This is a genomic window from Paracoccus sp. L-17, assembly GCF_056857655.1.
In genome coordinates this window covers 36,043-49,977 of record NZ_JBSXNM010000025.1, presented here as the reverse complement: position 1 = coordinate 49,977, position 13,935 = coordinate 36,043, and the positions used below count along the sequence as shown (strand labels likewise).

The window sequence follows — 13,935 nt, the reverse complement described above, 5'->3', positions numbered from 1 at the left end:
CTGCAGATCGGGTTCCATATGCGCGAAGGGCCCAAAGGGGTCAAGGATTTCAGAACAGGGCCGCGGGGGCAGTCATGGCAAAGCCGGTCATCATCGCGGTCTCGGTCAGGACGGAAACCGTTCCCAGCACGTCGCCGCTTTGCCCATTGATCAGGTTTTGGGCCCGCCGCATGGTCAGGCCCGCCGCCGCGGCGCCCAGGGCCAGCGCCGGGACCGCATCGCGGCCGGCCGGCAGCAGGGCGGCCAGGGCGATCAGCAATGCGGCGGCCAGCGCTCCGTGCCCCGGCCGCCCGGCTGCGCGGCCCAGCCCATCGGGACGCGCGGGCGGCAACACCCGCATCGCGACGACGATCGCGGCCCGCCCGCCCGCGGCCGAGGCAATCAGCGCCGCCGGGCCAAGCACGGCCAGCGCCGCAACCCGCAAAAGCGATGTCACGATCAGCGCCATCACGCCATAGCTGCCGATCCGCGAATCGCGCATGATCCGCAGACGGGCCTCGCGATCCCCACCGCCATGGGCATCGGCGAAATCGGCCAGTGCATCCTCGTGCAGCGCCCCGGTCAGGCAGACCGACAGCGCCAGCGACAGGCCGGCCGCCAGCAGCGGCGGCTGGACCAGAAGCAGCGGCACCGAGGCCAGCGCCCCGACCAGCGCGCCGGCCAGCGGAAAGGCCCATGCGCCGGCCCCCAGGGTCATGGGATGGCCCGGCAGCAGGCGTGCCAGCGGCAGGCGCGTCAGGAAGACCAGCGCCAGTACCAGCTGATGCAGCCTAGCCAATCCCGGCCTCGGAGAAGGTTGCCATGCCGTCATGGCAGGCCAGGGCACCGCGCAGCACCATCAGCGCCACCGCCGCGCCCGATCCCTCGCCCAGGCGCATGTCCAGCGACAGGATCGGACGCAGGCCAAGCGCGGCGATCAGGCGGCGGTGGCCCGGTTCGGCGCTTTCATGTCCACTCAGGCAATGGCTCAGCGCGTCCGGATCGTCACGGGTCAGCACCGCTGCGGCGGCCGTGCAGATGAACCCGTCCAGAATCACCGGCAGGCCCAGTTCACGCGCGCGCAGGATGGCGCCGCAAAGCGCCGCCTGTTCGCGTCCTCCGAACGCCGCCAATGCGTCGGCCGCCGTCATCGGATCGTGGCGGGCCAGCCCCGCGGTCACGGCACGCAGCTTGTTGGCGAGGATCTCGCCCTCGGCGCCGGTGCCGGGACCGACCCAATCCTCGGCCCGGCCGCCAAAGGTCCACGCGGCCAGCACCGCGGCGACGGTGGAATTGCCGATGCCCATCTCGCCCAGCAGCAGGACGTCGGCCTGCGAATCCACCGCATCGGCCCCCGCCTGCATCGCCGCGCGAACCTCGTCCGGCGTCATGGCCACGTTCTGGGTGAAATCAGCGGTCGGGCGGTCCAGTTCCAGGGCGACGACGGACAGATCGGCCCCGGCCACGCGACACAACTGGTTGATCGCCGCCCCGCCGGCGCTGAAATTGGCCACCATCAGCGCCGTCACCTCGGCCGGAAACGGGTTCACGTTCTGCGCGACCACCCCGTGATTGCCCGCAAAGACCAGCGCCTGCGCGCGTTCGAGGCGAGGCCTGGCCCGCCCCTGCCAGCCGGCCATGAACACGGCCAGATCCTCAAGCCGGCCCAGCGAGCCCGGCGGTTTGGTCAGGCTGTTCTGCCTGTCGCGCGCCGCCTTGGCGGCGGTTTCGTCAAAGGATGTCATCCGGATTCTCCCGCGGGGGTTTCAGCCGCATCGGCTGGCCAGACACCGACAGCCAGACCTGGTCGGCGATCTGCGCCACCGCCTGATTCATCCAGCCATGCCGGTCCCGGAATTGCCGCGCCAGCGCGTTGCCGGGCACGATTCCCTGGCCCAGTTCGTTCGTGACCAGCACGACAGGACAGGTTTGCTGACGCAGCGTCATGCATAATGCGCCGATATCCGCCGAGCCCCTGCAATTGGCCAGCCACAGGGTCAGGCAATCGACCAGTCGCACCCCCTGCCCGTCGCTGCGATCCAGCGCGCCCGTCAGATCCAGCGGCTCTTCCAGGGTGATCCATCCGGTCCCGCGACGGCGTTGATGTTCCGCGATTCTGTGGGACATTTCATCGTCACCGACCTCGGCCGTGGCGATATAGATGCGGCTGCCGCCATGCCGCGCGGCCAGCCGTTCGGCCAGCGCCGACTTGCCCGAACGCGCGCCCCCCGTCACCAGCGTGATATGTCCCCGTTCGCTCATCGTCGCTATCTGTTTCACAGCATCGGGCGCAATGAAAGGCGCAGAACCGGCTTTACCCGCCTTTGGTTTCGACTAGTTTCTCGCCATTCAGGTGCAGATCAGACACCGACTCAACTTGGAGGCATATCCATGATGAAACTCTTCACCACCACCGCGCTGCTGGCGGCCCTGGCGATGCCAGCCCTCGCCGTCCAGCCCGCCGAGGGCGAGAAGCTGGCCCAGAACCAGACCTATACCTACTGGCTGCTGGACGCGATCAAGTCGCTGGACCCGGCGAAGAACACGGACGTCGAGGGTTCGGACGTGTTGCGGTCCCTGTTCGAGGGATTGATGAACGAGGACGCGAAGGGCGCGATGATCCCCGGCGTCGCCGAAAGCTTCGAGGAAAGCGACGACAAGCTGACCTATACCTTCCGTCTGCGCGACGCCAAATGGTCGAACGGCGATCCGGTCACGGCGGGCGATTTCGTCTATGCCTGGCGGCGTGTGGTCGACCCCGAGACGGCCTCGGAATATGCGTGGTTCATGGAACTGATGAACATCGTCAACGCGACCGAGATCGTGAAGGGCGAAAAGAGCCCCGAAGAACTGGGGGTCAAGGCCATCGACGACAAGACGCTGGAGGTGACGCTGACCACGCCGACACCCTATTTCATCAAGACCCTGTCCCACGCCACCACCTATCCGGTGCCGCAGAAGGTGATCGAGGCCGAGGGCGACAACTGGACCCAGCCCGGCAAGCTGGTCGGCAACGGCGCCTTCGTGCTGGAAAGCCACAATCTGGGCGTCGATATCACGCTGAAGAAGAACCCGGATTACTGGGATGCCGAGAATGTCCTGATGGAAACCGTCAAGGGCGTCACCGTCAACGACAACAACGTTGCCCTGACCCGCTATCAGGCCGGCGAACTGGACCGCGTGCAGATCCCGGCCGGGCAATACCCGCGTCTGAAGCAGGAATATCCCGATCAGGCCACCTCGATCCCCTATGCCTGTTCCTATGCCTATATCTACAATGTCTCGGAGAAGGGGCCCGAGGCGTTGAAGGATGTGCGGGTGCGCAGGGCCCTGTCGCTGGCCATCAACCGCGACATCATCGTCGACAACGTGCTGCAAGGCGGTCAGAGGCCGGCGACGACCTGGACGCATTGGGCGATCGAGGGCTTCGAGCAGCCTGAGACCGAACTGGCCACGCTGAGTCAGCAGGAAAAGACCGCCAAGGCCAAGGAATTGCTGGCCGAGGCCGGCTACGGTCCCGACAATCCGCTGAACCTGACACTGCAATACAACACCGACGAGAGCCACAAGAAGCTGGCCATCGCCGTGCAGCAGTTCTGGAAGCCGCTGGGCGTCAACGTCACCCTGAACAATGTCGAATGGAAGGTTCACACCGACCGCCTGCAGAATCAGGATTTCGACGTGGCCCGCTATGCCTGGTGCGGCGATTACAACGAAGCCTCGACCTTTCTCGACTGGTTCCGCACCGACGGCTACAACAGCGGCAAATGGTCGAACGCCGAATACGACAAGCTGATGGCCGATTCGAAGACCGCCGAGGATACCACGCCGCTTTACAAGCGGGCCGAGGAAATCCTGGCCGAAGAGGTGCCGGCGGCCTTTGTCTATCACTATGCCAAGGTGGACATGATCAGCCCAAGGATCAAAGGACTGCCCACCGAAAACGTGCTGAACACCTGGTACGCCAAGGATCTGTATCGTCTGGCCGATTGAGGCCGGCCGATCCGCCCTCTTGCCGGAAGGGGTTGCCCCCTTCCGGTATTCAGTCATAGAACCTGACCCATCTTCCGCAGGGAGGCCGAGCCGATGTTCGCCTACATCATGCGGCGACTGGCGGTGGCGATACCGACGCTGCTTTTGCTGATCGTCTTTTCCTTCGTCCTGATGCACATGGCGCCGGGTGGTCCCTTCACCCAGGAACGCGCGCTGCCGCCGCAGGTCATCGCCAATCTGAATGCCAAATACGGGCTGGATCAGCCTCTGTGGCGGCAGATCGCCAGCTATCTCTGGGGCATCGTCGCGAATTTCGATTTCGGGCCCAGCTTCGTCTATCCCGATCGCACGGTGAACCAGCTGATCGCGGCCGGTTTTCCGGTCACGCTGACCTATGGCACACTGTCCTTCATCGCCGCGGTGGTGGTCGGCGTCGGTCTGGGCGTGGTCGCCGCGATCTGGCACAACGGTTTTCTGGATTATCTGGCCGTCGGCATCTCGATCGGGGCCCAGGTTCTGCCGAATTTCGTGATGGCACCGATCCTGGTTCTGGTCTTCACGCTGTGGTACAGGATGCTGCCCGGCGGCGGATGGAGCTTCGAGGATCCCAGCTACTGGATCATGCCGGTGATCGCGCTTGGCACCAGCTACATGGCCTCGATCGCGCGGATCACCCGGTCCTCGATGCTCGAGGTGCTGGGCTCGAATCATATCCGCACCGCCCGCGCCAAGGGAATGCCCGAACATCGCGTCATCCTGCGCCACGCGCTGAAGCCCGCGCTGCTGCCCGTCATCAGCTATCTGGGACCGGTCTTCGTGTCGATGATCACCGGATCGGTGGTGATCGATGTCTATTTCTCGACCGGCGGCATCGGCAAGGCCTTCGTCGATTCGGCGCTGAACCGCGACTACGCGGTGATGATGGGGGTCACGATCCTGGTCGGGGCGCTGACCATTCTTTTCAACCTTGTCGTCGATATCCTCTATGCGTGGATCGACCCGAAGATCCGGTACTGAGCCATGGTCATCGAAGAACGCAAGATGCAATCGCTGGCCGCCCGCCTGTCGCAGGACGAGGTTCGCGGCCGCAGCCCCTGGGCCGACGCGCGCAAGCGGTTCGTTCGCAACAAGGCGGCGATGGCCGGGTTGATCATCCTGATCCTGGTCGGGCTTTTCGCGCTGCTGGGCGAATATGTCGCCGCCTGGTCGAATGACGAGCTGGACTTTACCGTCATGGGCCAGGTGGCGCAGATGGGCATGCCCTCGTTGCAGAACGGACATTATTTCGGCACCGACGATCTGGGCCGCGACCTGTTCGCGCGCACCGTTCAGGGCACGCAGATTTCGCTGATGGTCGGCATCGTCGGCGCCGCGATCGCGGTTGTCGTCGGCACGCTTTACGGCGCGACGGCGGGCTATGTGGGCGGGCGCACCGACCAGTTCATGATGCGCGCCGTCGATATCCTGATGTCGATCCCCTACATGTTCGTGCTGATCCTGCTGCTGGTGATGTTCGGCCGGTCGATGTCGATGCTGTTTCTGGGCATCGGGCTGATCTCGTGGCTGGACATGTCGCGCATCGTGCGCGGCCAGACGCTGAGCCTGAAGAACCGCGAATTCATCGAGGCCGCCCGCGCCATCGGCGTTCCCGCATGGAAGATCGTCCTGCGCCATGTCGTGCCGAACCTGCTGGGCGTGGTCGCGGTCTATGCCACGCTGCTGGTGCCGCTGATGATCCTGACCGAAAGCTTCATCAGCTTCCTGGGGCTTGGCGTGCAGGAACCGCTGACCTCGTGGGGGGCGCTGATCTCCGAAGGTGCGGGCACGATGAATTACGGCACATTGTGGCAGTTGGCCTTTCCGCTTTTCTTCTTTGTCATCACGCTGTTCGGCTTCTTCTTCGTGGGCGACGGCCTGCGCGACGCCCTTGACCCGAAGGATCGCTGAGATGGCCCTGCTGGAACTGCATGACCTGTCCGTCCGCTTCGCCACCAATGATGGCGAGGTCCAGGCGGTCAACGAGGTCAGCCTGTCCATCGATGCGGGCGAAACGCTGGGCATCGTCGGGGAATCCGGCTCGGGAAAGTCGCAATTGTCCTTTGCAGTCATGGGATTGCTGGCGCGCAACGGACGGGCGTCGGGCCGCGTCGTCTTCGACGGGCAGGACATCCTGAACGCGCGGGCGAAGGTGCTGAACCACATCCGGGCGGAAAAGATCGCGATGATCTTTCAGGATCCGATGACCTCGCTGAACCCCTATATGCGGGTGGCCGACCAGATGGCCGAGGTGCTGATGCTGCACAAGGGCATGGGCAAGCGGCAAGCGGTGGCTGAAGCCGTGCAGATGCTGGACGCCGTGCGGATCCCCGACGCCAAGGGCCGCGTCCGGCTGTATCCGCATGAATTCAGCGGCGGAATGCGGCAGCGCGTGATGATCGCGATGGCGCTGCTGTGCCGGCCGCAACTGCTGATCGCGGACGAACCGACGACGGCGCTGGACGTGACCGTGCAGGCGCAGATCATGACCCTGCTGGCCGATCTGCAACGCGAATTCGGCATGGCGATGGTCCTGATCACCCATGATCTGGGCGTCGTCGCCGGTTCATGCGAACGTGTCGCGGTCATGTATGGTGGCCGGATCCGCGAAACCGGACCGGTGGGGCCGCTGTTTCACGACCCCGCCCATCCCTATACGCAGGGGCTGCTGGCGGCGATCCCGAGGATCGACCAGCAGGGCGACACGCTGTCGGTCATTCCCGGCGCGCCGCCCAACATGACGCATCCGCCCGCCGGTTGCGCCTTCGAGCCGCGCTGCCCCTATCGGCGCGCGGACTGCGCCAGCCTGCGCCCACCGCTGGAAGATTTCGCGCCGGCCCGCGCAAGGGCCTGTTTCGCGCCGCTGGCCGATGTTCGGGCGCATCGCCACAACGCCCGGCTGGACGATCTGGAAACCGGCACGCGCGCGCCCTCTCGCGACGAACCGGTGCCGAGGGCCGCGCTGGCGGGCGCGGGCATGGCCGGAACCCCCAGCAAGGTGGATGAATGATGACCCGACCCCTGCTCGATGTGCACGACCTGCGCGTGACCTTCCGGATCCGGCGCGAGGGTGCGATGCCCTGGGCCGCGCCCCTGCCGCTTCATGCCGTCAGCGGCGTCGATTTCACGCTGGATCCCGGCGAGACCCTGGGCGTCGTGGGTGAATCGGGTTGTGGCAAATCCACCCTGGCCCGCGCGCTGATCGGTCTGGTCCCGGCCGCGGGTCGGGCCGAATGGATCGACGGGCGCGACCTGATCGGCCTGTCGCCGCGCCAGATGATGACCTATCGCAGCGATATCCAGATGGTGTTCCAGGATCCGCTGGCCAGCCTGAACCCGCGCATGACCGTGGGCCAGATCATCGCCGAGCCGCTGAAAACCCATCGCCCCGGCCTGAAATCGGCCGAGGTGAAGGAACGGGTCAAGGCGATGATGGAAAAGGTCGGGCTGCTGCCCAATCAGATCAACCGCTATCCGCATGAATTCAGCGGCGGGCAATGCCAGCGGATCGGCATCGCCCGCGCCCTGATCGTCGAGCCGAAGCTGATCATCTGCGACGAACCGGTCTCGGCGCTGGACGTCTCGATCCAGGCGCAGGTGATCAACCTGCTGATCCGGTTGCAGCGCGAACTGGGCCTGGCGCTGATCTTCATTGCCCATGACCTGTCGGTGGTGAAGCATATCAGCGACCGGGTGATGGTGCTGTATCTGGGCAAGGTGATGGAGATCGGCACGACCGACGATCTGTTCGCCGACCCGCAGCACCCCTACACGCAGGCGCTGCTGTCGGCGGTGCCGGTTCCGGACCCGGATTACGACCCCGCCGCGACCGTCGTGCCGCTGGCAGGCGATTTGCCGTCACCGATGAGCCCGCCTTCCGGCTGCGTGTTCCGGACCCGATGCCCGCGCGCGCAGCCGGTCTGTGCCCGGCAGGTTCCCGCGCTTTTGGGCGACGCCCACCAGACCGCCTGCCATTTCCCCGGTCCGCTGAGCGACGAGGAAATCGCCCGCGCTCGTGCGGTCCGGGCGGCCTGACGTGGCCGCGCCCGCCGAGGCGCCCGGTTTTGCCGCGCGTTGGGCGGCGCTGAAGAACCTGCCGCCCTTCATGGCGATGGTCTGGCGCGCCAGCCCAGGCCTGACGCTGGCGATGATCCTGCTGCGGCTGGTGCGGGCGGTGCTGCCGGTCTCGATGCTGTGGATCGGCAAGCTGATCATCGACGAGGTGGTGCGCCTGGGCGCGCTGCAAACCCGCCCCGAGGGGGTCTCGGATTGGTGGCAATCGGGCCTTGCGGATTATCTGGGCCTGCTGATCGCGGCGGAACTGGGCCTTGCGCTGGCCTCGGACCTGATCGGGCGTCTGGTCGGCTACGCCGACAGCCTGTTGCAGGAAAGGCTGGTCATCTCTCTGTCGGTGCGGCTGATGGACCACGCCGCCGATCTGGACCTGGCCAGTTTCGAGGATGCCGGTTTTCAGGACCGGCTGGACCGCGCCCGCCGCCAGACCATGGGCCGTATCCCTCTGGTGGGCCAGATGATGCAGCAATTGCAGGACGGCGTGACGGTGGCCAGTTTCGGGGCGGGCCTGATCGCCTATAATCCCTGGCTGGTGATCCTGTTGGCGGTGGCGCTGATCCCGACGCTGATCGGACAGTTGCATTTCAACGCTATGCTTTACCAGATGAACTGGCGCCGCGCACCCGAACGGCGGGAACGCGATTATCTGCGGATGATCGGCGCGACCTCGGAATCGGCCAAGGAAGTCAAGATCTTCGGTCTCAACCGGTTCCTGCGCGACCGCTATCGGGAACTGGCCGAACGCTTCTATGCCGAGAACCGCGCCATCAATCGCCGCCAGCTTGCGGTCATGGCGGCGCTGACGGGCATCGGCACGCTGTTCTATTACGGCGCCTATCTGTGGATCATCGCCCGCACCCTGACCGGCGCCCTGTCGCTGGGCGACCTGACCTTCCTGTCGGGCAGCTTCCTGCGCCTGCGCGGCCTGATCGAGGGCTTGCTGACCTCGTTTTCCGACATGGCGGGACAGGCGCTGTATCTGGACGACCTCTACCGTTTCTTCGACGAGGTGCCCGCCATCGCATCCCCCGCGGATGCCCTGCCGGTTCCCCTGCCCATCCGGCACGGCATCACCTTCGAGGATGTCGGCTTCCGCTATCCGGGCGCGGAACGCTGGGCCGTGCGGCATCTGTCCTTTCACCTGCGCGCGGGCGAAACCGTGGCGCTGGTGGGCGAGAACGGCGCCGGCAAGACCACGATCGTCAAGCTGCTGTCCCGCCTTTACGATCCGGCCGAGGGCCGCATCCTGCTGGACGGTCGCGATCTGCGCGATTACGATCTGGACGCGCTGCGCGCCGCCATTGGCGTGATCTTCCAGGATTTCGTGCGCTACGCGATGTCCGCCGCCGACAATATCGCCACCGGCCGGATCGAGGCGCGCGCCGACCGCGACCGCATCCGGGCCGCCGCCGCCCGCGCCCTGGCCGATCAGGTGATCGCGAAACTGCCCGAAGGATACGACCAGATGGTCGGCAAGCGTTTCGCGCGCGGGCTGGATCTGTCGGGTGGCGAATGGCAGAAACTGGCCATCGCGCGGGCCTATATGCGCGACGCGCAGGTGCTGGTCCTGGACGAACCCACCGCAGCCCTGGACGCCCGCGCCGAATTCGAGGTATTCCAGCGTTTCAAGGACCTGTCGCAGGGGCGGACGGCGCTGCTGATCTCGCACCGGTTCTCGTCGGTTCGGATGGCCGACCGGATCGCCGTCGTCGAGGATGGTCATGTCCTCGACGAGGGCACCCATGACGAACTGGTCGCCCGCGAAGGCCGCTATCGCGAATTGTTCGACCTTCAGGCGCAGGGCTATCGCTGAGGGCGCTAGAACAGGGTCTTCTGCTGGGGCGGCTGACGTTTTCTCGACGCTTTCTGCGGCGTGGCATCCGGGCGGACCGGAACGCGGCCATCGGTGAACTCCACCTCGAAACGGCCGCTCTGCCGCGCGTTCTCGGCCGAGGTGATCAGCCCCTCGGGTCCATGCACCACGGCAAAGCCGCGCTTCAGCGTCTGGGTATAGCCCAGCGTCTGCCGCGTCCGGTCCAGCGTTTCCAGCGCCGCCCACCGCGTCGCAGTCATGCGCGCCATCGTGGTGTCAAGCCGCGCCGACAGTTTGCCCAGCCGCTCGGTCTGATCGGCCACCGAGCGACGCGTCGTGGCGATCGTCCGGCCCAGTGAAGCGGTCAGACGTTCGGCCAGGGCCGCGATCCGGTCGCGGCGGCGTTCCAGCCTGCGCTCGCGCGCAACGTCCAGACGCACCCCCAACCGGTCGAGCCCGTGGCGCTTGGCCGCCGTGAACTGGCGCAGGGTCGCGGCGGGAATCGGGCGCGACTGCAACTGGTGCCGCCGGGCCCGGACCAGCCCGCGCAAGGCCGGGTCCAGCCGCGCGGCCCACAGGTCCAGCCGCTGTCGGGCCGGTTCGGTCAATGCGGCCGGCCGGCCCATCGCGCGGCCCAGATCACGCAGACGCTGGCGGGGACGCTCGATATGACCCTGCGCACAGCGCGTCAGCCGGGCCTGTGCCTCGGCCAGCCGCGCGGCAAGTTCCGCCAGCACCGGCACTGCGATTTCAGCCGCGGCGGTGGGTGTCGGCGCGCGCCGATCCGAGACGAAATCGATCAATGTGGTATCGGTTTCGTGGCCCACCGCGGAAATCAGCGGGATGCGGCTATCGGCGGCGGCGCGGACAACGGCCTCGTCGTTGAAGCCCCAAAGATCCTCGATGCTGCCGCCGCCCCGGGCGACGATCAGCAGGTCGGGACGCGGCACCGGTCCGGACTCGTCCAGCGCGTTGAAACCCCTGATCGCGGCGGTGACCTGCGGGGCGCAACCCTCGCCCTGCACGGCCACGGGCCAGATGATCACCCGGGTCGGAAAACGGTCGCGCAGCCGGTGCAGGATGTCTCGGATCACCGCGCCCGAGGGCGAGGTGACGACCCCGATCACCCGCGGCAGGAAAGGCAGCGCGCGCTTGCGGTCCTGATCGAACAGCCCTTCGGCCGCCAGCGCCTTGCGGCGTTTCTCCAGCATCGCCATCAGCGCGCCCGCGCCGGCCGGCTCGATCTGGTCAACGATCAGCTGGTATTTCGACTGGCCCGGAAAGGTGGTCATGCGACCCGTGGCCACGACCTCCATCCCCTCTTCGGGGCGCTGCGCCAGGCGGGCCGCCTGCCCCTTCCACGTCACCGCCGCCAGAACCGAGCGGTCATCCTTGAGGTCGAAATAAAGATGCCCCGATCCGGGACGCGACACGCGCCCGATCTCGCCGCGCACGCGGACCCGCCCGAACTGGTCCTCGATGCTGCGCTTGACCGCGCCCGACAGTTCCGAGACGGTGAATTCATGGGCGTTGCTGCCCGGCGCGTCTTCCAGCAGGTCCATTCGGCTTGTCCCCCTTCGCCGGCCACACTAGAACGCGCGCGAGACGGGCGAAAGGGCGGCAGATGAACATCCTGATCCTGGGCAGTGGCGGGCGTGAACATGCGCTGGCCTGGGCCATCCGGCAGAACCCTAAATGCGACCGGCTGATCGTCGCGCCGGGCAATGCAGGCATCGCGGCAATCGCGCGCTGCGCTGATCTGGACATCGTTTCCCGCGGCGACGTGCTGGCCTTCGCCGAGGAACACGCCATCGATTTCGTCGTCATAGGACCCGAGGCGCCCCTGGCCGCCGGCATCGCCGATGCGTTGCGCGAGGCCGGGTTTCTGGTTTTCGGCCCCTCGCAGGCGGCGGCGCGGCTGGAATCCTCGAAAGCCTTCACCAAGGAAATCTGCGATGCCAGCGGCGCACCCACCGCCGCCTGGGCCCGCTTCGGCAATGCGGCTGCCGCCCGCAACGACGTGACCCGCCGCGGCGCGCCGATCGTGGTCAAGGCCGACGGGCTGGCGGCGGGCAAGGGCGTCACCGTGGCCGAGACCGTCGATCAGGCGCATTCCGCCATCGATGCGATCTTCGATGGCGAATTCGGCGACACCTCGGTGGTGATCGAGGATTTCATGGAGGGCGAGGAAGCCAGCTTCTTCGTTCTCTGCGACGGCCGGGATTGCCTGGCCATGGGCACCGCACAGGATCACAAGCGCGTGGGCGAGGGCGATACCGGCCCGAATACCGGCGGCATGGGCGCCTACAGCCCGGCGCCCGTCCTGACCGAGTCATTGCAGGATCAGGTCATGACGCGGATCGTGCGCCCGACCATCGCGGAGATGGCCGCCCGCGGAACGCCGTTCCAGGGCATGCTCTACGCCGGGCTGATGATCGCCGGCGGCGAGGCGCGGCTGGTCGAATACAATGTCCGTTTCGGCGATCCGGAATGTCAGGCCCTGATGCTGCGGCTGGGCGCGCAGGCACTGGACCTGCTGCTCGCCTGTGCCGAGGGCCGGCTGGCCGAAACCCAGATCACCTGGGGCCACGATCACGCCATGACGGTGGTGATGGCCACGAAGGGTTATCCCGGCAGCTACGAAAAGGGAACTCCGATCAGGGGCCTGGATCGGTTGCCCGAAAGCAGTTTCGAGATGGTGTTCCATGCCGGAACCGCCGAACGCGACGGCCGGATCATCGCCACGGGCGGCCGCGTTCTGGCCTGCACCGGTCGCGGCGCGACCCTGGCAGAGGCTCATGACCGCGCCTACGCATTGGTTGATGCGATCGACTGGCCCGACGGCTTCTGCCGCCGCGACATCGGCTGGCGCGCCCTTTGATTTGCCTTGGTTGAAATATCCCGGGGGTGAATTGCCGCAAGGCAAGAGGGGGCAGCGCCCCCTGCCCGGCCCGCGGCTCAGCCGGTCGTGTACAATCCCTCATAGATCGGCAACAGCGTGTCCGTCTCGAACAGCGAGCTGACCGAGGTGCCGTTCCAGATGTTCAGGATCGCCTGGGTGAACATCGGCGCGGTCGGCACGATGCGGATATTGGGTGCTTCCTTCACCGCCTTGGCTGGCTGGATCGAATCGGTGATGACCAGTGATTTCATCACCGACTTGCTGACCCGCTCGACCGCAGGGCCGGACAGGACGCCGTGACTGATATAGGCGTGAACCTCGGTCGCGCCGTTGTCGGTCAGCAATTGCGCCGCCTTGACCAGCGTCCCGGCCGTGTCGCAGATATCGTCGACGATGATGCAGGCCTTTCCCGCCACATCGCCGATCACCGTCATTTCGGCAATCTCGCCGGCCTTCTCGCGGCGCTTGTCCACGATCGACAGGGGCGCGCCGATCCGCTGGGCCAGTTCGCGCGCCCGCGCCACCCCGCCGACATCGGGCGAGACCACCATCAGGTCGTCCATCCGGTCCTTGAAATGATGCTGCACGTCCAGCGCAAAGACCGGCGCCGCATAGAGGTTGTCCACCGGAATGTCGAAAAAGCCCTGAATCTGGGCGGCGTGCAGATCCATCGTCAGAACGCGATCCACACCCGCCTCGGTCAGCAGGTTGGCGACCAGCTTGGCACTGATGGGGGTGCGGGCCTTGGCGCGGCGGTCCTGCCGCGCATAGCCGAAATAGGGAATCACCGCCGTGATCCGCGAGGCCGAAGACCGGCGCAGCGCGTCGGTCATGATCAGCAGTTCCATCAGGTTGTCATTGGCCGGATTCGAGGTCGGCTGGATGATATACATGTCCTCGCCGCGCACATTCTCGAACACCTCGACGAAGATTTCCTGATCGTTGAACCGTTCGATCCGGGCATCGCAGAGGCTGACATTCATGCCGCGATGCATCGACATGCGCCGGGCGATGGCGGCGGCGAGCGGCATGTTGGCATTGCCGGAAATCAGCTTCGGTTCGGTCATCACGGGCATGGAGGGGGCCTTTGGCATTTGCGTCCGATTGCACTGCCATTAGCACCGGGCTAGCCTGCGGG

The 13,935-nt window shown here is 66.2% G+C and carries 12 protein-coding genes; 7 read left to right on the top strand and 5 right to left on the bottom strand.

Translation table 11 applies throughout. The features are described 5' to 3' along the window. Window positions 1-49 precede the first annotated feature (49 nt). Genes AC13CR_RS02955 through cobU form a run of 3 tightly spaced genes read right to left on the bottom strand, consistent with a single transcriptional unit; the run spans window position 50 to window position 2,241 of the window. The gene (locus tag AC13CR_RS02955; protein ID WP_292956010.1) at window positions 50-778 is read right to left on the bottom strand and encodes an adenosylcobinamide-GDP ribazoletransferase; all 729 of its coding nucleotides are present in this window, start codon (window positions 776-778) and stop codon (window positions 50-52) included. Next, a complete protein-coding gene (gene cobT, locus AC13CR_RS02950; protein ID WP_292956007.1) occupies window positions 771-1,724 on the bottom strand; it encodes a nicotinate-nucleotide--dimethylbenzimidazole phosphoribosyltransferase in 954 nt (317 codons plus the stop codon). Before cobT ends, AC13CR_RS02955 begins: the two co-directional genes overlap by 8 nt. After that, window positions 1,711-2,241 (bottom strand): bifunctional adenosylcobinamide kinase/adenosylcobinamide-phosphate guanylyltransferase, encoded by a 531-nt coding sequence (gene cobU / locus AC13CR_RS02945; protein ID WP_292956004.1) that lies wholly within the window; start codon window positions 2,239-2,241, stop codon window positions 1,711-1,713. The genes cobT and cobU overlap by 14 nt, the downstream gene beginning before the upstream one ends. Window positions 2,242-2,370: 129 nt before the next feature. On the opposite strand from cobU, the gene AC13CR_RS02940 reads away from it, so the two are divergent. From AC13CR_RS02940 to AC13CR_RS02915, 6 genes are all read left to right on the top strand, one after another. Continuing rightward, on the top strand, window positions 2,371-3,972 hold the full coding sequence (locus tag AC13CR_RS02940) for a peptide ABC transporter substrate-binding protein (RefSeq protein ID WP_292956001.1): 1,602 nt from the start codon (window positions 2,371-2,373) through the stop codon (window positions 3,970-3,972). A 93-nt stretch (window positions 3,973-4,065) separates the two neighbouring features. After that, entirely contained in the window at window positions 4,066-4,989 is a 924-nt protein-coding gene (oppB, locus tag AC13CR_RS02935; RefSeq protein ID WP_292955998.1) for an oligopeptide ABC transporter permease OppB, read from the top strand. A 3-nt stretch (window positions 4,990-4,992) separates the two neighbouring features. Then, window positions 4,993-5,919, top strand: coding sequence for an ABC transporter permease subunit (locus AC13CR_RS02930; RefSeq protein WP_292955995.1), 927 nt, complete (start codon window positions 4,993-4,995; stop codon window positions 5,917-5,919). A gap of 1 nt (window position 5,920) precedes the next feature. After that, entirely contained in the window at window positions 5,921-7,018 is a 1,098-nt protein-coding gene (locus tag AC13CR_RS02925) for an oligopeptide/dipeptide ABC transporter ATP-binding protein (RefSeq protein ID WP_292955992.1), read from the top strand. Then, window positions 7,015-8,043: an oligopeptide/dipeptide ABC transporter ATP-binding protein gene (locus AC13CR_RS02920; protein WP_292955989.1), complete on the top strand. Its 1,029-nt coding sequence runs from the start codon at window positions 7,015-7,017 to the stop codon at window positions 8,041-8,043. Before AC13CR_RS02925 ends, AC13CR_RS02920 begins: the two co-directional genes overlap by 4 nt. Before the next feature lies 1 nt (window position 8,044). Continuing rightward, the gene (locus AC13CR_RS02915) at window positions 8,045-9,895 is read left to right on the top strand and encodes an ABC transporter ATP-binding protein (protein WP_292978908.1); all 1,851 of its coding nucleotides are present in this window, start codon (window positions 8,045-8,047) and stop codon (window positions 9,893-9,895) included. Window positions 9,896-9,900: 5 nt separating this feature from the next. On the opposite strand, the gene xseA is transcribed toward AC13CR_RS02915, so the two are convergent. After that, window positions 9,901-11,457: an exodeoxyribonuclease VII large subunit gene (gene xseA / locus AC13CR_RS02910; RefSeq protein ID WP_446233390.1), complete on the bottom strand. Its 1,557-nt coding sequence runs from the start codon at window positions 11,455-11,457 to the stop codon at window positions 9,901-9,903. 62 nt (window positions 11,458-11,519) lie between these two features. Here xseA and purD point away from each other — a divergent pair, with 62 nt between their 5' ends. Further along, window positions 11,520-12,776, top strand: coding sequence for a phosphoribosylamine--glycine ligase (gene purD, locus AC13CR_RS02905; RefSeq protein ID WP_292955980.1), 1,257 nt, complete (start codon window positions 11,520-11,522; stop codon window positions 12,774-12,776). A gap of 77 nt (window positions 12,777-12,853) precedes the next feature. Here purD and AC13CR_RS02900 read toward each other — a convergent pair whose 3' ends face one another. Next, complete coding sequence (locus tag AC13CR_RS02900; RefSeq protein WP_292956092.1) at window positions 12,854-13,873, bottom strand: ribose-phosphate pyrophosphokinase; 1,020 nt, start codon at window positions 13,871-13,873, stop codon at window positions 12,854-12,856. Between the last annotated feature and the right edge of the window lie 62 nt (window positions 13,874-13,935).